The 20,764-nt window shown below is 57.7% G+C and carries 23 protein-coding genes; 10 read left to right on the top strand and 13 right to left on the bottom strand.

The window, feature by feature from the left end:
- Positions 1-73: 73 nt before the first annotated feature.
- The 5 genes from ABTV22_RS06275 to tsaA all read left to right on the top strand — a co-directional run bounded on the left by ABTV22_RS06275 (position 74) and on the right by tsaA (position 3,788).
- Positions 74-547, top strand: coding sequence for a GNAT family N-acetyltransferase (locus ABTV22_RS06275; RefSeq protein ID WP_433739053.1), 474 nt, complete (start codon positions 74-76; stop codon positions 545-547).
- A 155-nt stretch (positions 548-702) separates the two neighbouring features.
- Entirely contained in the window at positions 703-1,413 is a 711-nt protein-coding gene (locus ABTV22_RS06270; RefSeq protein ID WP_433739052.1) for an rRNA pseudouridine synthase, read from the top strand.
- Positions 1,414-1,488: 75 nt separating this feature from the next.
- Positions 1,489-1,959, top strand: a complete 471-nt coding sequence (locus tag ABTV22_RS06265; RefSeq protein WP_433739051.1) for a DUF1456 family protein — start codon at positions 1,489-1,491, stop codon at positions 1,957-1,959.
- A 189-nt stretch (positions 1,960-2,148) separates the two neighbouring features.
- Complete coding sequence (locus ABTV22_RS06260) at positions 2,149-2,919, top strand: SDR family oxidoreductase (protein WP_433739050.1); 771 nt, start codon at positions 2,149-2,151, stop codon at positions 2,917-2,919.
- Positions 2,920-3,086: 167 nt separating this feature from the next.
- Entirely contained in the window at positions 3,087-3,788 is a 702-nt protein-coding gene (gene tsaA / locus ABTV22_RS06255) for a tRNA (N6-threonylcarbamoyladenosine(37)-N6)-methyltransferase TrmO (RefSeq protein ID WP_433739049.1), read from the top strand.
- 158 nt (positions 3,789-3,946) lie between these two features.
- Here tsaA and fpr read toward each other — a convergent pair whose 3' ends face one another.
- Complete coding sequence (gene fpr / locus ABTV22_RS06250) at positions 3,947-4,726, bottom strand: ferredoxin-NADP reductase (protein ID WP_003443014.1); 780 nt, start codon at positions 4,724-4,726, stop codon at positions 3,947-3,949.
- Between the two features lie 133 nt (positions 4,727-4,859).
- Between fpr and ABTV22_RS06245 the strand changes: the two genes are divergently transcribed.
- Positions 4,860-5,786 carry a LysR family transcriptional regulator gene (locus ABTV22_RS06245; protein ID WP_433739048.1) on the top strand — a complete coding sequence of 309 codons (927 nt, stop codon included), beginning with the start codon at positions 4,860-4,862 and terminating at the stop codon, positions 5,784-5,786.
- On the opposite strand, the gene ABTV22_RS06240 is transcribed toward ABTV22_RS06245, so the two are convergent.
- The 3 genes from ABTV22_RS06240 to ABTV22_RS06230 form a co-directional block, all read right to left on the bottom strand.
- Positions 5,783-6,145 carry a diacylglycerol kinase gene (locus tag ABTV22_RS06240; RefSeq protein WP_095197038.1) on the bottom strand — a complete coding sequence of 121 codons (363 nt, stop codon included), beginning with the start codon at positions 6,143-6,145 and terminating at the stop codon, positions 5,783-5,785. The genes ABTV22_RS06245 and ABTV22_RS06240 overlap by 4 nt on opposite strands.
- A gap of 76 nt (positions 6,146-6,221) precedes the next feature.
- On the bottom strand, positions 6,222-6,872 hold the full coding sequence (gene erdR, locus ABTV22_RS06235) for a response regulator transcription factor ErdR (protein WP_433739047.1): 651 nt from the start codon (positions 6,870-6,872) through the stop codon (positions 6,222-6,224).
- A 190-nt stretch (positions 6,873-7,062) separates the two neighbouring features.
- The gene (locus tag ABTV22_RS06230; RefSeq protein ID WP_433739046.1) at positions 7,063-7,806 is read right to left on the bottom strand and encodes a tRNA-uridine aminocarboxypropyltransferase; all 744 of its coding nucleotides are present in this window, start codon (positions 7,804-7,806) and stop codon (positions 7,063-7,065) included.
- Between the two features lie 186 nt (positions 7,807-7,992).
- On the opposite strand from ABTV22_RS06230, the gene ABTV22_RS06225 reads away from it, so the two are divergent.
- On the top strand, positions 7,993-8,418 hold the full coding sequence (locus tag ABTV22_RS06225; RefSeq protein ID WP_433739045.1) for a PA3611 family quorum-sensing-regulated virulence factor: 426 nt from the start codon (positions 7,993-7,995) through the stop codon (positions 8,416-8,418).
- Here the strand turns inward: ABTV22_RS06225 and ABTV22_RS06220 are convergent, their stop codons facing one another.
- Positions 8,419-8,619 carry a hypothetical protein gene (locus ABTV22_RS06220; protein ID WP_433739044.1) on the bottom strand — a complete coding sequence of 67 codons (201 nt, stop codon included), beginning with the start codon at positions 8,617-8,619 and terminating at the stop codon, positions 8,419-8,421. It lies immediately after the preceding gene.
- Between the two features lie 481 nt (positions 8,620-9,100).
- Between ABTV22_RS06220 and ABTV22_RS06215 the strand changes: the two genes are divergently transcribed.
- Complete coding sequence (locus tag ABTV22_RS06215) at positions 9,101-10,219, top strand: TIGR00730 family Rossman fold protein (RefSeq protein ID WP_433739043.1); 1,119 nt, start codon at positions 9,101-9,103, stop codon at positions 10,217-10,219.
- A gap of 44 nt (positions 10,220-10,263) precedes the next feature.
- On the opposite strand, the gene recX is transcribed toward ABTV22_RS06215, so the two are convergent.
- The 6 genes from recX to ABTV22_RS06185 all read right to left on the bottom strand — a co-directional run bounded on the left by recX (position 10,264) and on the right by ABTV22_RS06185 (position 14,889).
- Entirely contained in the window at positions 10,264-10,731 is a 468-nt protein-coding gene (gene recX, locus ABTV22_RS06210; protein WP_433739042.1) for a recombination regulator RecX, read from the bottom strand.
- An 8-nt stretch (positions 10,732-10,739) separates the two neighbouring features.
- Entirely contained in the window at positions 10,740-11,798 is a 1,059-nt protein-coding gene (gene recA, locus ABTV22_RS06205; RefSeq protein WP_433739041.1) for a recombinase RecA, read from the bottom strand.
- A gap of 83 nt (positions 11,799-11,881) precedes the next feature.
- On the bottom strand, positions 11,882-12,382 hold the full coding sequence (locus tag ABTV22_RS06200) for a CinA family protein (protein ID WP_433739040.1): 501 nt from the start codon (positions 12,380-12,382) through the stop codon (positions 11,882-11,884).
- A gap of 192 nt (positions 12,383-12,574) precedes the next feature.
- Entirely contained in the window at positions 12,575-13,138 is a 564-nt protein-coding gene (locus ABTV22_RS06195) for a glycoside hydrolase family 19 protein (protein WP_433739039.1), read from the bottom strand.
- A 149-nt stretch (positions 13,139-13,287) separates the two neighbouring features.
- Complete coding sequence (locus ABTV22_RS06190; RefSeq protein ID WP_433739038.1) at positions 13,288-13,635, bottom strand: phage holin family protein; 348 nt, start codon at positions 13,633-13,635, stop codon at positions 13,288-13,290.
- Positions 13,636-14,154: 519 nt separating this feature from the next.
- A complete protein-coding gene (locus tag ABTV22_RS06185; protein ID WP_433741319.1) occupies positions 14,155-14,889 on the bottom strand; it encodes a LexA family transcriptional regulator in 735 nt (244 codons plus the stop codon).
- Positions 14,890-15,088: 199 nt separating this feature from the next.
- Here ABTV22_RS06185 and mutS point away from each other — a divergent pair, with 199 nt between their 5' ends.
- Positions 15,089-17,668, top strand: a complete 2,580-nt coding sequence (gene mutS / locus ABTV22_RS06180) for a DNA mismatch repair protein MutS (protein ID WP_433739037.1) — start codon at positions 15,089-15,091, stop codon at positions 17,666-17,668.
- Positions 17,669-17,810: 142 nt separating this feature from the next.
- On the top strand, positions 17,811-18,134 hold the full coding sequence (gene fdxA, locus ABTV22_RS06175; RefSeq protein ID WP_433739036.1) for a ferredoxin FdxA: 324 nt from the start codon (positions 17,811-17,813) through the stop codon (positions 18,132-18,134).
- 570 nt (positions 18,135-18,704) lie between these two features.
- Here the strand turns inward: fdxA and rpoS are convergent.
- A complete protein-coding gene (gene rpoS / locus ABTV22_RS06170) occupies positions 18,705-19,712 on the bottom strand; it encodes an RNA polymerase sigma factor RpoS (RefSeq protein WP_175389008.1) in 1,008 nt (335 codons plus the stop codon).
- A 104-nt stretch (positions 19,713-19,816) separates the two neighbouring features.
- Positions 19,817-20,674, bottom strand: a complete 858-nt coding sequence (locus tag ABTV22_RS06165; RefSeq protein ID WP_433739035.1) for a peptidoglycan DD-metalloendopeptidase family protein — start codon at positions 20,672-20,674, stop codon at positions 19,817-19,819.
- Positions 20,675-20,764: the final 90 nt, after the last annotated feature.

Genomic DNA, 20,764 nt, shown 5'->3' with positions numbered 1-20,764 from the left:
GCGGGGCTTTTTTACGGCTATTGTTTCGTGTGGAATGGATTCTCACCTCTCACTACATAAGGGGCAGACGGGCATGCGCCAACATTCGGTTATCCACACACCGAAACTGAGCGACTACGAAGAACTGACACGGGTCTGGGAAGCGTCAGTGCGCGCCACCCATGACTTTCTGCCGGACAGCTACATCGAACTGTTGAAGAATCTGGTGCTGACCCGCTACCTCGACGCGGTGATGTTGATCTGCACCAAAGACTCACGCCAGCGCATCACCGGGTTCGCCGGGGTCGCGGCAGGCAAGATCGAAATGCTCTTCATCGACCCGGATTATCGCGGCCAGGGCCTGGGCAAACAGTTGTTGCGCTATGCCATGGAACACCTCAACGCCGATGAACTGGACGTCAACGAACAGAACCCTCAAGCCCTGGGGTTTTATTTCAAGCAGGGGTTCGAGGTGATCGGCCGTTCGGAAGTTGATGGCATGGGTCAACCGTATCCGTTGCTGCACATGCGTTTTCGCCAGAACCAGCAGCAAACGCAGCACGGCTGACACAACACTGATACCCGTGTAGGAGCTGCCGAAGGCTGCGATCTTTGTTTTTAAGATCAAAAGATCGCAGCCTTCGGCAGCTCCTACAAATGGTTCCGGGATTAACTGGCGCCACGCAGGTACAATGCCCACCCTTTTTTTGTTACGGCCCTGTCATGACTGACCCGATTCGACTCTCCAAACGCCTCATCGAACTTGTCGGCTGTTCCCGTCGGGAGGCTGAGCTGTTCATCGAGGGCGGCTGGGTCACCGTCGACGGCGAAGTCATCGACGAGCCGCAGTTCAAGGTCGGCGACCAGAAAGTCGTACTCGACAAAGACGCCAAGGCGACCGCGCCAGAGCCGGTGACCCTTCTGCTCAACGTGCCCGCCGGCATGGACACGGACACGGCCATGACAAGCCTGAGCGCCGACACCCTGAGCGAAGAGCACCGCTACGGCAAACGTCCGCTGCGTGGTCACTTCCTGCGCCTGACCGCCAGCACCGATCTGCAACCCAATGCCAGCGGTTTGCTGGTGTTCACTCAGGACTGGAAGATCCTGCGCAAACTCACCGCCGATGCCAGCAAGATCGAACAGGAGTATGTGGTTGAGGTCGAAGGTGACATGGTTGAGCATGGCCTCAACCGTTTGCAGCACGGTTTGACGTACAAGGGCAAGGAACTGCCGCCGGTCAAGGCCAGCTGGCAGAACGAAAACCGCCTGCGCTTTGCCATGAAAAACCCGCAACCAGGCGTGATCGCCCTGTTCTGCCAGGCCGTCGGTCTGAAGGTCGTGGCCATTCGCCGCATCCGCATCGGCGGCGTATCCATTGGCAAAGTGCCCCAGGGGCAATGGCGTTACCTGTCCGGCAAAGAGAAGTTCTAAGGCTTTTCACACCGCCACACATTTTGGCGCCGCGCTTGCCTGCGTCGCCCACAGCTGAATATCAGGACTGCACACATGATTCATAACGACGTACTGCGCAGCGTGCGCTACATGCTCGACATCAGCGATAAGAAACTTGTCGAGATCATCAAGCTCGGCGGCATGGACGTGAGCCTGGCAGATGTTGTGTCTTACCTGGACAAGAAAGAGGAAGACGAGGAAGGCTTCGTACGGTGCCCGGACGAAGTCATGGCGCACTTTCTCGACGGCCTGGTGGTCTTCAAGCGTGGCAAGGACGAAAGTCGTCCGCCGATGCCCATCGAAGTGCCGGTGACCAACAACATCATTCTGAAAAAGCTGCGCGTGGCCTTCGAACTCAAGGAAGACGACATGCACGCCATTCTCAAGGCGGCCGAGTTCCCGGTGTCCAAGCCTGAGTTGAGCGCGCTGTTCCGCAAGTTCGGCCACACCAACTACCGCCCGTGCGGCGACCAGTTGCTGCGCAACTTCCTCAAGGGCCTGACCCTGCGCGTACGCCCGCAGTAACCGCCACCGTCCTGTAGGAGCCGGCTTGCTGACGATGGCGCCCTGAAGATCGCCATCGCCAGCAAGCCGGCTCCTACCAGGGATGGAAACTGACCTGCTGTATGAATCCCCATTCCTCGTAAAAATAGTGGCTCCGCTTCCGGCGGCTGACGACTAGGGTGTAGAGACCCTCAGTTCTCAGGACTCGCCATGCATCCCTACTTTTCCCTGCAAGGCCGCACCGCACTGGTGACCGGCGGCACCCGTGGTATCGGCAAAATGATCGCCAAGGCTTACGTTGAGGCGGGCGCTACCGTGTACGTCTGCGCCCGCGATGCCGAAGCCTGCCAGCAAACCGCTGATGAACTCTCGGAGTTTGGACGTTGCCACGGCGTGGCGGCCAACCTGGCCACCGAAGAAGGCGTGCTGCAATTGGCCGCGCGCCTGGGCGAGCAGATCCCCCATCTCGACATCCTGGTCAACAACGCCGGCACCACGTGGGGCGCGCCCTTGGAGAACTACCCGATCAAGGGGTGGGAAAAGGTTATGCAGCTCAACGTGACGTCTGTCTTCAACTGCATACAACAATTCCTGCCACTGCTGCGCAAGGCCGGCTCTGCGGCGAATCCGGCACGGGTCATCAACATCGGCTCGGTGGCCGGAATTTCATCCTTTGGTGAACAGGCGTATGCCTACGGACCGAGCAAAGCGGCCTTGCATCAACTGTCACGGATTCTGGCGCGGGAACTCGTGAGCCAACACATCAACGTCAACGTGATCGCACCGGGACGCTTTGCGAGCAAAATGACCCAACACATCGGCAATGATGAACAGGCATTGGCGCAGGACACAGCGCTGATCCCGATGAAGCGCTGGGGCCGCGAGGAGGAAATGGCAGCGCTGGCGATCAGCCTGGCGAGTACGGCGGGGGCTTACATGACCGGGAATATCATTCCGCTGGATGGGGGGTTCAGTCTCTGAAATCTGCGGCGCGGCCATCGCGGGCAAGCCACGCTCCCACAGGGATCATCTGAGTTCACACCATATGTGTAGAGCGGGCTTGCCCGCGAAGAGGCCAGCACAGGCACAACTGAACCCGGGTCGATCGGGTTATCATGCCCGCCCCTTACCCGCCTCGACCGCCCACCATGACCTACAGCGTCTCCCCCATCGGCTTCGTACGCTCCTGTTTCAAGGAGAAGTTCGCCATCCCTCGTCAACCGCAACTGGCCCCGGCCGCGCGCGGTGTACTGGAATTGGTGGCACCGTTCGATCAAGGCGATGCCGTGCAGGGGCTGGAGCAGGTCAGTCACGTCTGGCTATTGTTTCTGTTTCACCAGGCCCTGGAAGAAAAACCCCGCCTGAAAGTCCGCCCGCCTCGCCTAGGCGGCAACAAATCCATGGGTGTATTTGCCACCCGCGCCACCCACCGCCCCAACGGTATTGGCCAGTCGGTGGTCAAACTGGACAAGGTCGAAGCCAATCGCCTGTGGATCTCCGGCATCGACTTGCTGGACGGCACGCCGATTCTCGATATCAAACCCTACGTGCCTTACGCCGACATCATCGACAGCGCCTCCAATAGCATCGCCAGCGCCGCGCCGCAGCTGATTCCCGTGCAGTGGACCGACAGCGCCCTGCAACAGGCTCACAGGCACGCTCAGCGCCTTGCAGAGCCGTTGGTTGAGCTGATTGAGCAGTGTTTGGCGCAAGATCCGCGCCCGGCTTATCAGACGCCCGTCCCGGAGCGGGAATATGGCGCGCAATTTTGGGATCTGGATGTGCGCTGGCACTATCCCACGCCACATTCGATCCGAGTCCTCGAAGTCATCCCCGTATCCAACCTGTAGGAGCTGCCGCAGGCTGTGATCTTTTGATCTTGCTTTTAAAAATCAAAAGATCGCAGCCTGCGGCAGCTCCTACAAGGGAACATCTCAGACACAAAAAAGCCCCCATTGCCTGATCAGTCAATGGGGGCTTTTCTTTAATGCGATCAAGTGACCTGCGGTTACTTCTCGACGAACGCACGCTCGATCAGGTAGTCACCCGGCTCACGCATCCGTGGCGAAACTTTCAGACCGAAGCTGTTGAGCACTTCGCTGGTCTCGTCGAGCATGCTCGGGCTGCCGCACAGCATGGCGCGGTCGTCCTGCGGATTGATCGGTGGCAGACCGATGTCGCTGAACAGCTTGCCGCTGCGCATCAGGTCGGTCAGGCGACCTTCGTTCTCGAATGGCTCGCGGGTTACGGTCGGGTAGTAGATCAGCTTGTCACGCAGCGCTTCGCCGAAGAACTCGTTCTGCGGCAGGTGCTCGGTGATGAACTCGCGGTAAGCGACTTCGTTGACGTAACGTACGCCGTGGCACAGGATCACTTTTTCGAAACGCTCGTAGGTTTCTGGATCCTGGATGACGCTCATGAACGGCGCCAGGCCAGTACCGGTGCTGAGCAGGTACAGATGTTTGCCAGGCTTCAAATCATCCAGCACCAGTGTGCCGGTAGGCTTCTTGCTGATGATGATCTCGTCGCCTTCCTTCAGGTGCTGCAACTGGGAAGTCAGGGGACCATCAGGCACTTTGATGCTGAAGAACTCGAGATGCTCTTCCCAGTTCGGGCTGGCAATCGAGTAAGCGCGCATAAGCGGGCGGCCGTTGGGCTGTTGCAGGCCGATCATCACGAACTGACCGTTCTCGAAGCGCAGGCCCGGATCACGGGTGCACTTGAAGCTGAACAGAGTGTCGTTCCAGTGATGAACACTGAGGACACGCTCGTGGTTCATGTTGCTCATGTACGGGGACTCCTGGAGATTGTCTGCGCATGCTCCGCACTCTATGAACGGCGCGCAATTGCATCGCATTCTAATAGCAGTGACAATATCTGTTAAATGGATTATTAAGATAAGGGTTATCGGTTATATCGATATGCGATTTACTCTCCGTCAACTTCAAGTATTCGTCGCCGTCGCCCAGCAGGAAAGCGTCTCACGCGCCGCGGGCCTGCTCAATCTGTCGCAATCGGCGGCGAGCACGTCGATCACCGAACTGGAGCGCCAGTCCAGCTGCCAGCTGTTCGACCGCGCCGGGAAACGGCTGAGCCTCAACGCGCTCGGCAAACAGCTGCTACCGCAAGCGGTGGCCATGCTTGATCAGGCCAAGGAAATCGAAGACCTGCTCAATGGCAAGTCCGGCTTCGGCTCATTGGCCGTTGGCGCGACCCTGACCATCGGCAATTACCTGGCAACCCTGTTGATCGGCGGCTTCATGCAGCGCCACCCGGAAAGCCAGGTAAAGCTCCATGTGCAGAACACTGCCAATATTGTGCAGCAAGTAGCCCACTACGAAATTGATCTAGGTCTGATCGAAGGCGATTGCAGCCACCCGGACATTGAAGTGCAGAGCTGGGTCGAAGATGAGCTGGTGGTGTTTTGCGCCCCCCAGCATCCATTGGCCCGACGCGGCACCGCCACCATGGACGAGTTGAGCCACGAAGCCTGGATTCTGCGTGAACAAGGCTCGGGCACGCGGCTGACGTTCGATCAGGCCATGCGCCATCACCATCGCGCGCTGAACATTCGCCTGGAACTGGAGCACACCGAAGCGATCAAGCGCGCGGTGGAGTCCGGTCTTGGGATTGGTTGTATCTCGAGATTGGCGCTACGCGATGCGTTCCGTCGCGGCAGCCTGGTGCCGGTAGAGACGCCGGATCTGGACCTGGCCCGGCAGTTTTACTTCATCTGGCACAAACAGAAGTACCAGACGTCAGCAATGCGTGAGTTTCTCGATCTGTGCCGCGCTTTCACCGCCGGGGTCCAGCGCAGCGACGAGATCGTATTGCCCGCGATTGCTTAAAGCAGGATCACAGCCCACACCAGCGCGATCATGGTCAATGCCACCAGTTGCGCGGCGCTGCCCATGTCTTTGGCATTTTTCGACAGCGGGTGCCGCTCCAGGGAGATGCGGTCGATGGCCGCTTCCACCGCCGAGTTGAGCAACTCGACAATCAAGGCCAACAGGCAGACCGCAATCAGCAACGCCTGCTCGACACGGCTGACATTCAGGAAGAATGACAAGGGGATCAGGATGACGTTGAGCAACACCAATTGCCGGAAAGCGGCTTCGCCGGTAAAAGCGGCACGCAGGCCATCAAAGGAATAGCCGGAGGCATTGAGGATGCGTTTAAGGCCGGTCTGGCCTTTGAAAGGGGACATAGAGTAGGTAACTGACCAAAAAAGAAGTGGGAAAGCTAGATTAACCAAAGTCAAAAAAGCGTGAAGGTGCCAACCCTCAGTGGCTCGAAATTGACTCAAGTTGTTGCAGGAGCAACGCCGCCTGGGTCCGGGTTCGCACATTCAGTTTACGGAAAATCGCGGTCACGTGCGCCTTGATAGTCGCTTCGGACACACCCAATTCGTAGGCAATCTGCTTGTTCAACAACCCCTCGCAGACCATGGTCAAGACACGGAACTGTTGGGGTGTCAGGCTGGCCAGGCCCTCACTGGCCGCCTTGGCTTCATCGGAAACGCTGACCGCTTCGAATGCCTGCGGTGGCCAGTACACGTCGCCATCCAGAACGGCACGCACGGCTTTCTGGATCACACTCAGGTCGCTGGACTTGGGAATGAAACCGCTGGCGCCGAACTCACGGGACTTGACCATCACCGAGGCTTCTTCCTGGGCCGAGACCATCACCACCGGAATCTGCGGATACTGGCCGCGCAACAGCACCAGCCCGGAAAAACCGTAAGCACCCGGCATGTTCAGATCCAGCAGCACCAGATCCCAGTCGGCCTTTTCAGTCAGGCGGACTTCCAGTTCGGCAATGCTCGCCACTTCGACCAAACGGACATCCGGACCAAGACCCAGGGTCAACGCTTGATGCAAGGCAGAACGAAATAGCGGGTGATCATCGGCAATCAGGATTTCGTATGTGGCCATTTTTCAAATGATCCTGTTCTTCAAACAACTCGAGGTGCAGCCACACAGCGGCACCCACAGGGCACGCTCAACACCAATACACACGGCGTATCAAACTTTGGCCGCGCCCCAATCGGCGCCCAGCATGCCCAGCGGAGCCGGGGTGGTCAAGCCACATGGCCAGCACAGTCTTTTGCAGTATGGGCGACAATCAACCCGTGACAGTGGCGGCGTTCGGCACAAAGGGCAGTAACTCTGCATGTGCCGGGGTTTCAACGTTCATGTCCAACTGCCGCTTGGCGTCAAGGTAGTGCTGGCTGAACACATCGAAATAGGCATCCAGTGCCGTTGCTGCTTGCACATCACCCGCCAGATCAAGGCACAGCGCCGCGACTTCTGCGGTACACAGGTGTTCGCTGCGGGTTGATCGACGCAATTGATAGCGGGAGAGTTTTTCGGGCAGCAGGCTGAGGATCGGCAATCCATCGAAATAAGGGCTTTTGCGGAAAATCTTCCGGGCCTCGGTCCAGGTCGCGTCCAACAGGATGAACAGCGGCCGCCGGGCACTGTCCACGGCGACGCTGTTGGTTACACGCTCAGGCTCGACATATTCGCCGGGAAATACCAGGTAGGGCTGCCATTGCGGATCGGACAACAATGCCAGCAATTGCTGATCAACTTCTGTCCTGGACCAGATGAATGCATGGTTATCACGCACCACGTCGGCGATCAGCCAACCGGTGTTGCTCGGCTTGAACACTTCTTTGCCGGTCATGATCAAGCACACCCCGGAGCGAGTCTCGACCTGTGGGCGCCAGGCGCACAGGCAATGGCTCTCGATCACACGGCAGGCACGGCAACGAGGGGCGCGCCAGCCTCGGGCCTGAATCGGCTTGATGCCCTCATCTTCGCGCTGATCGCGCAGGCGGGCTACGGCGTTGGGAGCATGGTTCATCGTGGACAACACCAGCAGACAGGGAAACTCGACACGAATAGCACTCAGGGCAGTAAAGGCCGGCAGTTTACCAGAGCGATTGGCACAAACCTGTACCGTCCAGTCGGGCTCCCCTATAATTCGCCGCCACTGAACGCACAGTCACGTGACGGGTCGAAGCACCAGTCACTGAACCAGGAGAGTTTCATGCTGCGCCTTATCGTTCCCACCGCTGCCATTCTGCTGGCGTCGTCCTTCACTGCTCAAGCTGCGTCCCTGAGTGAGCAGAATCTGAACAGAGAGCTGCAAAACGTCGCCGCACAAAGCAGTGTCGGTACGCCGCGGGCGATCAATGAAGACATTCTTGACCAGGGCTATACCGTCGAAGGCAAGACATTGATCAACCACCTGAGCGTGCAGAGCAGCCACGCCCAGCAGATGCGGGCCGATCCGAAGGCAGTGTACTTTCAGCTTGGCGCCTCCGTGTGCAGAAACGAGGGCTACCGCAAGCTGATGAAGAAGGGCGCGATCATGCGCTACGACTTCACCGAGGTGAAAACCAATCGCGCAGTCGGCTCGGCCAGCTTCCAGGAATCGGACTGCCCGAAAGCCGCACCGGTGAAGAAGAAGTAACTATCGGGATTTGGCGCGTCGCTGTTCATCCTCGGCGCGCAGATCTGCCAACAATGCCTGCAGGTAACGTGAGCGCAGCTCTGACCCTTCCAGACGTCGGCAGCACTCCTCCTCGAGACTCACATGATTGGTCTCGGCTGATGATTTCAGCAATCGATACAGTTGCGTATCGATCTCTATTTCCAGAATGACTCTGGCCATGACTCCCGCCTCCTTGCACCTCGCTCTTGTTGAGCGATAAATCCTTCTACCGCCGGTACCCTGCGTCCTGCCATTGACGCGAAGTTGTCGTTTGTTGCCTGTAATTTAGTAAATCAGAGTGCAGGACGGGTGGCGTGCGTTCAGACGAGCGGTGAAACCACCTTGCAAATCATCAATAAGCGGTTGCCAGGAAAGACTTTGCGGCGCAATGATCAAGCAAGCGCAAATCACTGCGAGGGTCTAGATTTCAGGGTACCCATGTTCATTTTTCAGGGCAGGAAAGGAGCTGCCCGTTACGTGTTGTGTTATGCGAACGTTTCTTTCACCCAAGGGAAAAGCAGAGCCCGTATGGATGACCCGATGACCATTCGGGTCAAGTGATCGCCCAGGCATGGGCTTGGGCAGACAGCGACACAGGAGTGTCGTGGTGTCGACGCTTGTTTTGTCGGGGCCGAGGGTTCTGTGCAGAAGGAGAAGTTGAATGCCTTACCAACCGAATGATCTCCTGAGCCGTCATTTTCAAGAGAGCGGCCACGACCTCATCAGCAAGGTCGAAGAACAACTCAACCTTGTTTCGCCCAACAGCCCGAATATCCCCATCTACCGTGACATGATCCTGACCGTGCTGCGCATGGCCCAGGAAGACCACAACCGCTGGAATGCCAAGATCACCCTGCAGGCCTTGCGCGAACTGGAGCACGCGTTCCGTGTGCTGGAACAGTTCAAGGGCCGGCGCAAAGTCACGGTGTTCGGCTCCGCCCGCACCCCCATAGAACATCCGCTGTATGCGCTGGCCCGCGAGCTTGGTGCCGCGCTGACACGCTCAGACATGATGGTCATTACCGGTGCCGGTGGTGGCATCATGGCCGCGGCCCACGAAGGTGCCGGACGAGACAACAGCTTGGGCTTCAACATCACTCTGCCGTTCGAGCAGCACGCCAACCCCACCGTCAACGGTACGACCAACCTACTGCCCTTCCACTTCTTCTTTACCCGCAAGCTGTTTTTCGTCAAGGAAGCCGATGCACTGGTACTTTGCCCAGGCGGCTTCGGTACTCTGGATGAGGCGCTGGAGGTGCTGACACTGATCCAGACCGGCAAAAGCCCGCTGGTGCCGGTGGTTCTGCTCGATGCTCCGGGTGGCAAATTCTGGCAAGGGGCGTTGGACTTCATCCATCAGCAACTGGAGGAGAATCGCTACATCCTTCCCACTGACATGAAACTGGTCAGGCTGGTCTACAGCGCCGAGGACGCTGTCGAACACATCAACCAGTTCTACAGCAACTTCCACTCCAGCCGCTGGCTCAAGCATCAGTTCTTGATTCGCATGAACCATAAGCTCAGTGACAAGGCGCTCGAACACATGCAAGAGGCATTCGCCGACCTGTGCCTGAGCGACCAATTTCACCAGCATGCCTACAGCGGAGAGGAACACGATGAAGCGCAGTTCAGTCACCTGGCTAGACTGTCCTTCGCGTTCAACGCCCGCGACCATGGCCGGTTGCGAGAGTTGGTGGACTACATCAACCTGCCGGAAAACTGGGCACACACCCAACCCCAGACGCAGCAACGCACGCGGGAGCCCTCAAAGGTTACGTAAGGCAAAAAAAAACGGCCCGCTATCGAAATAGCGAGCCGTTTCAGTCAATCGTCCATTCCCCGACCACTGAACAAGCGGTTGATCATTTCCATGGAGTATCCCCGATACGCCAGGAACCGGCCTTGCTTGGCACGCTCCCGCGCATCTATCGGTAACTGCCCGGAGAACTTGCGTCGCCAGGTGTCTTCCAATTGGGCCTGCCAGTCGATACCGCTCTCGCGCAAGGCGAACTCGATATCACTGCGCTGCAGTCCGCGCTGACTCAGTTCTTCGCGTATACGCAACGGGCCGTAACCAGAACGGGCACGGTAGGAAACGAAGCTTTCGAGGTAACGGGATTCAGAAAGCAAACCCTCTTCCGCCAATCGGTCGAGTGCTGTTTCGATCATTTCGGGGAGAGCGCCGCGCTGACGCAGTTTACGCGTCAGCTCGACTCGACCATGCTCGCGTCGCGCGAGCAGGTCCATTGCGGTTCGCCGCACCGCGACGAGTGTATCGAGTACGGCGGTCATCGGATCAATCAGATATCAGCGTCGACCAGATCGTCTTCGGTTTCTTTGACCGCAGAAGCCTTGGAGTCTGCTACTGCTGCCGGGGACAGCAATTTGTCGCGCAGTTGCTTCTCGAGTGCTGCGGCAACATCCGGGTTATCCGCCAGGTACTTGGCCGAGTTGGCCTTGCCCTGACCGATCTTGGTGCCGTTGTAGGCATACCATGCACCGGACTTCTCGACAAAGCCGTGCAGAACGCCCAGATCGATCATCTCACCATTGAGGTAGATACCCTTGCCGTAAAGAATCTGGAACTCGGCCTGACGGAACGGCGATGCCACCTTGTTCTTCACAACCTTGACACGGGTTTCGCTACCGACGACTTCATCACCTTCTTTCACCGCGCCAGTACGACGGATGTCCAGACGAACCGAGGCGTAGAACTTCAGCGCGTTACCACCGGTGGTGGTTTCCGGGCTGCCGAACATCACACCGATTTTCATACGGATCTGGTTGATGAAGATCACCAGGCAGTTGGCGTTCTTGATGTTACCGGTGATTTTACGCAGCGCCTGGGACATCAGGCGGGCTTGCAGGCCCACATGCATGTCACCCATTTCGCCTTCGATTTCAGCCTTTGGCACCAGCGCTGCCACGGAGTCGACGATGATCACGTCAACCGCGTTGGAACGCACCAGCATGTCGGTGATTTCCAGGGCTTGTTCGCCGGTGTCCGGCTGGGAAACCAGCAGGTCGTCGACGTTGACGCCCAGCTTGCCGGCGTATTCAGGGTCGAGGGCGTGTTCGGCATCGACGAACGCGCAAGTCGCGCCGGCTTTTTGAGCCTGGGCGATCACGGACAAGGTCAGTGTGGTTTTACCGGAAGATTCAGGACCGTAGATTTCAACAATGCGGCCCTTTGGCAGACCGCCAATGCCCAGTGCGATGTCCAGACCCAGAGAGCCAGTGGAGATGGATGGGATCGCCTGACGGTCCTGATCGCCCATACGCATTACGGCACCCTTGCCGAATTGACGTTCGATCTGACCCAGGGCCGCAGCCAAGGCTTTCTTCTTGTTGTCGTCCATTAAAGTCCTCACGTAATCAATAAGGCCTGACGGCCAACACCTGTATAAGTAGCCAGTATTATTCCACAGCGCTGGAGGCTCGCCTACCCCTGATTTGAGATTTCTGCCGCGGTATAGCGCAGCAACCCCTCTAGCGCGGCCTTCACCGTTTGTCGGCGAACCTCGTCGCGATCACCGGCAAAGTGCTGCAACTCGCTATACACCCGCTCACCCACGCCCCAGGCCAGCCAGACCGTGCCGACCGGTTTGCTCGGCGAGCCGCCATCCGGCCCGGCGATACCACTGACCGCCACGGAAAAAAACGCACGGCTTTTGTCCTGTGCGCCCTTGGCCATGGCCTCGACCACCTCGCGACTGACCGCCCCCACCGTAGTGAACAATTCCACCGGGACATTCAGTTGCAGGTTTTTCTGCAAATTGGAGTACGTGACATAGCCGGCTTCGAACCACGCCGAGCTGCCGGGGATACGGGTAATGGCCTCGGCGATCCCGCCACCGGTACAAGACTCGGCCGTGGAGACATGGGCGTTGAGCATCTGCAATTGCCTGCCAAGGTCAGCGGCCAGTTGGGTGATTACTTTCACGGTCATCTCCTGTCGGGGCGGAATAAGACCTACCGTACACGAGCGCATCGCGCTTGCAAGTTACAGGGTCGATCAAAATGTTAGCGGATCAGCGCCCTCACCTATGCCGGACTGCTCTGCCAGCGCTACCGGACCACCTACTGACACGTCCGGTAATGCAACCGAACACAAAAACCGCTTAAGTCGCCAGGATCAGACCGGAGGCTGGCATAACACCGCCCTCGCCCGCGCCCAGAGTTGCAAGCGATCCTGCAGTCCGTTCAGCCCGCCGTTGATACGGCGGGTGATACTGTTGAATTGATCACGATCAGCCAGTGCATTAAGGCCATTCTGTTCCCAGAACCACGCAGCGGATTCGGCCGCCCACTGCGGTTGCTCCAGCAACTCAGGCAACGTCAACAGACGTTCGTCGCCGAAAAGCCCGAGGCTGCATTGGCGATAGTTGTTACGACCAGTGATCTGGATCAGGCCTCGACCGCAATAGCGCTGGCCGTCGCCGTCGGGTTCCGGTGTATTACCCAGACGCGAAGCGAGCGCACCGGTATCGTATTTGCTCAAATATTGATCGCTGCCCAGCTCACGGACGTATTGCAACTGTCCCGATTCGTGGCCCACCTGGGCGAGGAACGCCGTGATGCGCTTGGGTGTATTGATGTTGTGGTGAGTCATGGCGTCGTTGAGGGCGGAAATGAAGACGCCCGCTTGGGAGCGAGCGTTGGGGAAAATCTTGAGTAACTGCTGCTCGGTGAGATGCATCGCTCGCTCCGGCGATAATTAGGTGAGACGAGACTACAGGCCCAACCTGCGAGGATGAGCCATGTAATTGCATCGTGTTATGTCGCCCCCGAAGGCTGGACTATGTGTCAGATGGAGGCGAAGGAACGACAGAAGAGTTGGCGTACTAGCTATTGATCCGGACGAGAGTCAGGTGGCAACACTTCCCCCACGCCAATTCGCTTGGCCGTCCAACGCTCATAAAGGCCAATGGTGACATCAGCGCCGGCCATTGCAGTCAGACAACCGAACGCGCCGGCCACCCAAATAGACATACCGGCGGCATACAGCAACATGAACGCAGAGATCCCACAAATCATGCAGGCTCCGGAACGTAGAGCCAGGCGCCGCAGCAATGACCAACCGCGAGCACCTTCCTTGTCGGCACGCCACATTTCGCCAGATACCCCACCCATCAAGGCGAGCACGAGAGGTAACCAGATTGGCATGTCCAGTAACGCTTGTTGCTCGCTCGTCATGTCACGTGCCTCCCAGGTGATTGAAGAATGATAGGTGTGATCAAACCTTGTCTCTTGAGGGCCTGACGGTAACCCGACATTCCCAAAAGCCCGGTGCAGGCCCGGCTTTTCAGTAATGCAGCCCTTCGCCCTGGGGCGAAATATGTAGTCGACCTTTCGGTGCTATTGGCGCGGTGGGCTCATTCAAATTGTTCTTCCGACCGCGGCCCCCACCCGCCAAATAACTGCTTGTGGTGCTTTACGCTGCACACCCGGGGCAATTGCCTACCCTCTAAACCGTTGAGGCCGGTTCATCGCTGCCTTTTTGGGTGGGACTAAAGAGCTTCGTTTCGAGCCGCTTTGCTGCGTGGCTTGAAACAAAGAGTATGCATTAACGCATATTTAATCAATGCATTAATGCATTTATATAGTCACACAGAATGCGCTAGCGCATGAAACACTTGTAAACAAAGGCGATGACAGCGTTTGCCAGGCGAAAAAAAACCGCCTGCTGGCGGGTTTTATCTGACAGGGGTGAGGTTAACGGGCGTACATGCCCCACCAGAAGACGTGACCGAGGATGACGATTTGTTCTTCCTGCATTTCCTGGAAGCTGTAGTCCTCGTCCGGATGTTCATCGCGGTTGAAGCTGCGCAAACGAATGCCGGTCGGCAAGCGATAAAGCTGCTTCACTCGCAACTGACCATTGTGGTTGATCGCATAAAGATCGCCATCGATGATGTCGCCAATCCCGCACTTGCCGGCATTGACCCCCACGGTGGCGCCGTCGCGCAGCACCGGCAACATGCTGTTGCCCCGCACGGTCACGCATTTTGCCTGATCGAACTGCACCCCGTTATGGCGCAGACTGCGCTTGCCAAAACGCAGGCTAGAGCGCTCGCTTTCTTCGATGACGAATCTTCCTGATCCCGCAGCCAATTCAACCTCGCGAAGAAAGGGGACTGATACTTCGTCGTCATCGATGGGGGTATCGTCATCCCACAGACTTATGTCCTTGAGTTCAGAATGCACTTGATCGCGCCCGCCACCCGCCGTCGGCGCGACGCCTGCTCGGCCGCGCAACTGGTCAGTACTCACGGCGAAGTACTCTGCAATTTTTGAAATGTGTTTATCCGAAGGATCGACAATCTTGCCGCTGAGGATCCGCGAGAGCGTGGATTGAGGCACGCCCGTGCGACGGTGAAGCTCCGTGGGGGAGATCCCGTGTTGATCGAGCAGCGCTCTTAAGACGGTAGAAACATTGCGTTTTTGCATAACGCGCATAGTGCTTGTTCTTCCCGCAGAAAACAAATGCAGTTATGCATGGAAAGCGCATAAAGCAACACCCGCGGACCATATAGCGTTCATGCCTGCGTCCGGCAGACCGCCCATGTTAATCTTGCGCCCATCGCGGAAAAGCCGGGCCGATGCCCCACCTTTGCCCCACACCTTTCAACGAGTTTTCCGATCCCCAATGAATAAAGCCGTTTCCGACCTCTCCTCCCACACGCCGATGATGCAACAGTACTGGCGCCTGAAGAACCAGCACCCGGACCAGTTGATGTTCTACCGCATGGGTGACTTCTACGAGATCTTCTATGAGGACGCGAAGAAGGCTGCCAAGCTGCTGGACATCACCCTGACTGCTCGCGGGCAGTCGGCCGGCCAGGCGATTCCGATGTGCGGGATTCCTTATCACGCTGCCGAAGGCTATCTGGCAAAACTGGTGAAACTCGGCGAGTCGGTGGTGATCTGCGAGCAGGTCGGCGACCCTGCCACCAGCAAAGGCCCGGTCGAACGCCAGGTGGTTCGGATCATCACGCCGGGAACGGTGAGTGACGAGGCGCTGCTGGATGAGCGTCGGGACAACTTGATCGCAGCCGTGCTGGGTGACGAGCGCCTGTTCGGTCTCGCGGTACTGGACATCACCAGTGGCAACTTCAGCGTGCTGGAAATCAAGGGTTGGGAAAACCTGCTGGCTGAGCTGGGGCGGGTCAATCCGGTGGAACTGCTGATACCGGATGACTGGCCGAAAGACTTGCCGGCAGAAAAACGCCGTGGGGTTCGTCGCCGTGCTCCGTGGGATTTCGAGCGTGATTCGGCGCTGAAAAGTCTTTGCCAGCAATTTTCCACCCAGGACCTCAAAGGTTTCGGCTGCGAAAACCTGACCCTGGCTATTGGCGCCGCCGGTTGCCTGCTGGCCTATGCGAAAGAAACCCAGCGCACCGCCCTTCCGCATTTGCGCAGCCTGCGCCATGAACGCCTGGACGATACGGTGGTACTGGACGGTGCGAGTCGTCGCAACCTGGAACTGGACACCAACCTCTCCGGCGGTCGTGACAATACGCTGCAATCAGTCGTGGACCGTTGCCAGACCGCCATGGGCAGCCGCTTGCTGACTCGCTGGCTCAATCGTCCATTGCGAGACCTGAACGTTTTGCTGGCACGCCAGACCTCAATCTCGTGCCTGCTCGACGGTTATCGATTCGAAAGGCTGCAACCCCAACTCAAGGAAATCGGCGACATCGAGCGGATTCTCGCTCGAATCGGCCTGCGCAATGCGCGTCCACGTGATCTCGCTCGCCTGCGCGATGCCCTCGGCGCCTTGCCTGAACTGCAAGTGGCGATGACTGAGCTTGAAGCTCCACACCTGCAACAACTGGCGGTCACTACCAGCACTTACCCGGAACTGGCCGCGCTGCTGGAAAAAGCCATTATCGACAACCCGCCAGCGGTGATCCGCGACGGTGGAGTGTTGAAAACGGGTTACGACAGCGAACTCGACGAACTTCAATCGCTGAGCGAAAACGCCGGGCAGTTCCTGATCGATCTCGAAGCCCGGGAGAAGGCCCGCACTGGCCTGTCGCACCTGAAGGTCGGCTACAACCGCATCCACGGTTACTTCATCGAGTTGCCAAGCAAGCAAGCAGAGTCGGCACCGGCTGATTACATCCGCCGCCAGACCCTCAAGGGCGCCGAGCGCTTCATCACGCCAGAACTCAAAGCGTTCGAAGACAAGGCGTTGTCGGCCAAGAGCCGTGCCCTGGCCCGGGAGAAGATGCTCTACGAAGCGCTGCTCGAAGACCTGATCGCACAATTGCCACCGCTGCAAGACACCGCGTCCGCATTGGCCGAATTGGACGTACTCAGCAACCTGGCCGAGCGTGCGCTCAACCTCGATTTGAACTGCCCGCGTTTTGTCAGCGAACCGTGCATGCGTATCAGCCAGGGCCGTCACCCTGTGGTTGAGCAGGTGCTGACCACGCCATTCGTGGCCAATGACCTGAGCCTTGATGACAACACCCGCATGTTGGTGATCACCGGTCCGAACATGGGCGGTAAATCCACCTACATGCGCCAGACCGCACTGATCGTACTGCTGGCACACATCGGCAGTTTTGTGCCGGCAGCCAGCTGTGAGTTGTCGCTGGTCGACCGGATCTTCACCCGGATCGGCTCCAGTGATGACCTGGCGGGTGGGCGCTCGACCTTCATGGTTGAAATGAGCGAAACCGCCAACATCCTGCACAACGCCACCGAACGCAGCCTGGTGCTGATGGACGAGGTCGGACGCGGCACCAGCACGTTCGACGGTTTGTCCCTGGCCTGGGCGGCGGCAGAACGATTGGCGCATTTGCGCGCCTATACGCTGTTCGCCACCCACTACTTCGAGCTGACAGTGCTGCCGGAAGCCCAACCGCTGGTAGCCAACGTTCACCTCAACGCCACCGAGCACAACGAACGCATCGTGTTCCTGCACCACGTGCTGCCGGGACCTGCCAGCCAGAGCTACGGCCTGGCAGTGGCACAGTTGGCCGGCGTGCCGAGTGAAGTGATCGTGCGCGCCCGTGAACATTTGAGCCGACTGGAAGACACCGCCCTACCCCATGAGGCGCCCAAACCTGCCAAAGGCAAACCGGCCGCGCCACAACAGAGCGATATGTTCGCCAGCCTGCCGCATCCGGTACTCGATGAACTGGCCAAGCTCAATCTGGACGACATGACACCGCGTCGTGCACTCGAAATGCTCTATACACTAAAGACACGGATCTAACGCATAGGCTTGCAAGCTGTTAGAATCTCGCGCGGTTTGGGATGCTGCTGGCTTTTAGCCTGGCCAGCAGACTATCGCTCCCAAACCTTGCGACCCCTACGTGAAGGGGCGCAGCAAGCCGCGCCTGAGGAGAAAATTAGAAATGACCTTCGTCGTCACCGACAACTGCATCAAGTGCAAGTACACCGACTGCGTAGAAGTCTGTCCGGTGGACTGCTTTTACGAAGGCCCGAACTTCCTGGTGATTCACCCGGATGAGTGCATCGACTGCGCACTGTGCGAACCTGAATGCCCTGCCGTGGCCATCTTCTCCGAAGATGAAGTCCCTGCTGGCATGGAAAACTTCATCGCATTGAACCTGGAACTGGCCGAGGTCTGGCCAAACATCACTGAACGCAAGGATCCCCTGCCGGATTCTGCTGACTGGGACGGCAAGCCAGGCAAGATCGAACACCTCGAACGCTGATCACCCCCGCGTTCCCGAAAAAGGCCCCACAAGGGCCTTTTTGCTTTTCAGGATTAAACTCAAAAGATCGCAGCCTTCGGCAGCTCCTACAAGTACAAAACTGTGTAGGAGCTGCCGAAGGCTGCGATCTTTTGTTCTTCCAAAAAAAAGGGGCGGTTTGACCCGCCCACATTTTTTCCCTATTCCCTGTGTTCCTTTTCATCGTCCTGATGAATCGCTTCCTGCGATGTCCTTTCCCCCTCGTCCTTGAAGGGTGTGTCTATCCGTCGACACAAGCCAGATACTAATGCGATCCCCACGGAGAGCAACTGAGTTTCCGGGGCGGAACTGCCTGTCACATGCTTTTAATCTAAAAAATATTACTTATTTTTCATGTAGTTATAGATTCAATTGAGCACTAACAGCGGACTGCCACCCCGTAAAAATAACGAACACTTACGAAAGAGTAAGCCGAGACTTACAACGCACGACGACAAACCCGAGACCGCCTCGCCATCAGGAGACAGCCTTCTTGCGCGCAATAAAAAGCCCCGAACCAGTCGGGGCTTTGTTGCCTGTTACACGAGTCTGTTACTGAAACAGCGACTCGCTGGAAAGGCCGTTTTTCTCCAGGATTTCTCGAAGGCGCTTCAAGCCTTCAACCTGAATCTGCCGGACCCGTTCCCGGGTCAGGCCAATTTCCAGGCCTACGTCCTCAAGGGTACTGCTCTCGTGACCTCGCAGACCGAAGCGGCGCACAACTACTTCGCGCTGCTTGTCAGTCAACTCCGAGAGCCATTGATCAATGCTCTGGGACAGGTCGTCATCCTGCAACAGTTCGCATGGATCGGTTGGGCGATCATCGGTAAGAGTGTCCAGCAGGGTTTTATCCGAATCCGGCCCCAAGGAGACGTCGACCGAAGAAACACGCTCGTTCAAGCCAAGCATACGCTTGACCTCTCCGACTGGTTTTTCCAGCAGATTGGCGATTTCTTCGGGTGAGGGTTCATGGTCGAGTTTTTGCGTCAGCTCCCGAGCAGCCCGCAAGTACACGTTCAGCTCCTTGACCACGTGAATCGGCAACCGGATGGTCCGGGTCTGATTCATGATCGCGCGCTCGATGGTTTGACGAATCCACCAAGTAGCGTAGGTCGAGAAGCGGAAACCGCGCTCAGGGTCGAACTTCTCTACCGCCCGAATCAAGCCGAGGTTGCCCTCTTCGATCAGATCGAGCAGCGACAAGCCACGGTTGACGTAACGCCGGGCGATTTTCACCACCAGCCGCAGGTTACTTTCAATCATGCGTTTGCGCCCGGCCGGATCGCCACTTTGCGACAGGCGTGCAAAATGGACTTCTTCTTCGGGGGACAACAGAGGGGAAAAGCCGATTTCATTGAGGTACAGCTGCGTAGCGTCGAGTGCCCGCGTGTAGTCAATGTACTTGTGCTGCTTTAACGAAGCGGAGTGTCTGGATTTGGCACGAACGGAAGGTGGAGCTGCCCCTTCATCATTCGACATCGAATCCGTATCGATGCCGGTCTCCATCAGGAGAACCTCATCGTCGATGTCAAACTCCGGCACTTCTTTACTGAGAGCCATTGTTATAGTCCTTTGGTGAGTTCGACCTCAAGCTCAAGCGGCGCCTTTATCCTTGGCAACGCTGGAGCCTGTCCCCCCTACGCGGTGGAACAGGCTGGTAGCGATCAACGACGTGGCAGGAATTGCAGCGGATCTACAGGTTTACCTTGGCGGCGAATCTCAAAATGCAGTTTCACCCGGTCTGTACCCGTTGACCCCATTTCGGCAATTGTCTGTCCGACCTTGACCTGCTGCCCCTCCCGAACCAACAACCTGCGGTTATGTCCGTAGGCACTGACGTAGGTTTCGCTGTGTTTGATGATGACTAATTCGCCGTAGCCCCTTAAGCCACTCCCGGCGTATACCACCGTCCCATCAGACGCAGCTAAAACAGGCTGTCCCAAATCTCCGGCGATATCAATTCCTTTATTCAAACTACCGTTTGAAGAGAATTTTCCAATCAAAATGCCACTAGATGGCCATCCCCAGCCGGTCGGGGCCGGGCCAGGAGGAGGCAATGGGGCGGGCGCCGGCTTGCTGGCGACGGACGGTACAACCGCCGGCGAAGTCGTAGTGGCACCGTCTACCGGACGCCGGATGATCGTGGTTTTACTCGACGACGAAGGCGTGGAATTGGACGAACTGACCACCGTTGTCGACGTTGAACCAGTACGGCCATCGAAACGAATCGTCTGACCCGGATGGATCGTGTAGGGCGCAGGAATGTTGTTGCGGGCCGCAAGGGCCTTGTAGTCCCAGCCATAGCGAAAGGCGATCGAGAACAAGGTGTCTTTCGGTCGGACGACGTACTGCCCCGTCGTCACCGCCGGGCGCTGGGCTACGGCATTGTTGCGGTCAACGACGCGTACGTCGCTGGATTTATTGCTGGAACAACCGACCAGCAAGGTGCTCATGACAAGGCCAGTCACCAGGCGCTGAAAGCTCGTTTTACCCATACGCTGCGCAATGACTGTGAGACTCACCCGCCGCTCCCTATGTGGTGGCTGAAAATGTGATTTACCGTGTTTCGGCACGAAATGTCGCCAGTATAACGGGCCGTGCCGGCTTTACCT

This window comes from Pseudomonas putida (assembly GCF_050990305.1).
GTDB lineage: Bacteria > Pseudomonadota > Gammaproteobacteria > Pseudomonadales > Pseudomonadaceae > Aquipseudomonas > Aquipseudomonas putida_AH.
The sequence above is the reverse complement of the archived record's forward strand: the minus strand, read 5'-3'. Positions and strand labels throughout refer to the sequence as shown.

Excerpts from the sequence above, each read along its gene's own strand:
- mutS (WP_433739037.1), top strand. The coding sequence starts at position 15,089 with ATGAATAAAGCCGTTTCCGACCTCTCCTCCCACACGCCGATGATGCAA.
- ABTV22_RS06215 (WP_433739043.1), top strand. The coding sequence starts at position 9,101 with ATGCCTTACCAACCGAATGATCTCCTGAGCCGTCATTTTCAAGAGAGC.
- ABTV22_RS06245 (WP_433739048.1), top strand. The coding sequence starts at position 4,860 with ATGCGATTTACTCTCCGTCAACTTCAAGTATTCGTCGCCGTCGCCCAG.
- fpr (WP_003443014.1), bottom strand. The coding sequence starts at position 4,726 with ATGAGCAACATGAACCACGAGCGTGTCCTCAGTGTTCATCACTGGAAC.
- ABTV22_RS06220 (WP_433739044.1), bottom strand. The coding sequence starts at position 8,619 with ATGGCCAGAGTCATTCTGGAAATAGAGATCGATACGCAACTGTATCGA.
- erdR (WP_433739047.1), bottom strand. The coding sequence starts at position 6,872 with ATGGCCACATACGAAATCCTGATTGCCGATGATCACCCGCTATTTCGT.
- ABTV22_RS06190 (WP_433739038.1), bottom strand. The coding sequence starts at position 13,635 with ATGACGAGCGAGCAACAAGCGTTACTGGACATGCCAATCTGGTTACCT.
- fdxA (WP_433739036.1), top strand. The coding sequence starts at position 17,811 with ATGACCTTCGTCGTCACCGACAACTGCATCAAGTGCAAGTACACCGAC.
- recX (WP_433739042.1), bottom strand. The coding sequence starts at position 10,731 with ATGACCGCCGTACTCGATACACTCGTCGCGGTGCGGCGAACCGCAATG.
- ABTV22_RS06230 (WP_433739046.1), bottom strand. The coding sequence starts at position 7,806 with ATGAACCATGCTCCCAACGCCGTAGCCCGCCTGCGCGATCAGCGCGAA.
- ABTV22_RS06185 (WP_433741319.1), bottom strand. The coding sequence starts at position 14,889 with ATGCAAAAACGCAATGTTTCTACCGTCTTAAGAGCGCTGCTCGATCAA.
- tsaA (WP_433739049.1), top strand. The coding sequence starts at position 3,087 with ATGACCTACAGCGTCTCCCCCATCGGCTTCGTACGCTCCTGTTTCAAG.
- ABTV22_RS06265 (WP_433739051.1), top strand. The coding sequence starts at position 1,489 with ATGATTCATAACGACGTACTGCGCAGCGTGCGCTACATGCTCGACATC.
- ABTV22_RS06270 (WP_433739052.1), top strand. The coding sequence starts at position 703 with ATGACTGACCCGATTCGACTCTCCAAACGCCTCATCGAACTTGTCGGC.
- ABTV22_RS06275 (WP_433739053.1), top strand. The coding sequence starts at position 74 with ATGCGCCAACATTCGGTTATCCACACACCGAAACTGAGCGACTACGAA.
- ABTV22_RS06240 (WP_095197038.1), bottom strand. The coding sequence starts at position 6,145 with ATGTCCCCTTTCAAAGGCCAGACCGGCCTTAAACGCATCCTCAATGCC.
- ABTV22_RS06260 (WP_433739050.1), top strand. The coding sequence starts at position 2,149 with ATGCATCCCTACTTTTCCCTGCAAGGCCGCACCGCACTGGTGACCGGC.
- ABTV22_RS06225 (WP_433739045.1), top strand. The coding sequence starts at position 7,993 with ATGCTGCGCCTTATCGTTCCCACCGCTGCCATTCTGCTGGCGTCGTCC.
- rpoS (WP_175389008.1), bottom strand. The coding sequence starts at position 19,712 with ATGGCTCTCAGTAAAGAAGTGCCGGAGTTTGACATCGACGATGAGGTT.
- ABTV22_RS06195 (WP_433739039.1), bottom strand. The coding sequence starts at position 13,138 with ATGCATCTCACCGAGCAGCAGTTACTCAAGATTTTCCCCAACGCTCGC.
- recA (WP_433739041.1), bottom strand. The coding sequence starts at position 11,798 with ATGGACGACAACAAGAAGAAAGCCTTGGCTGCGGCCCTGGGTCAGATC.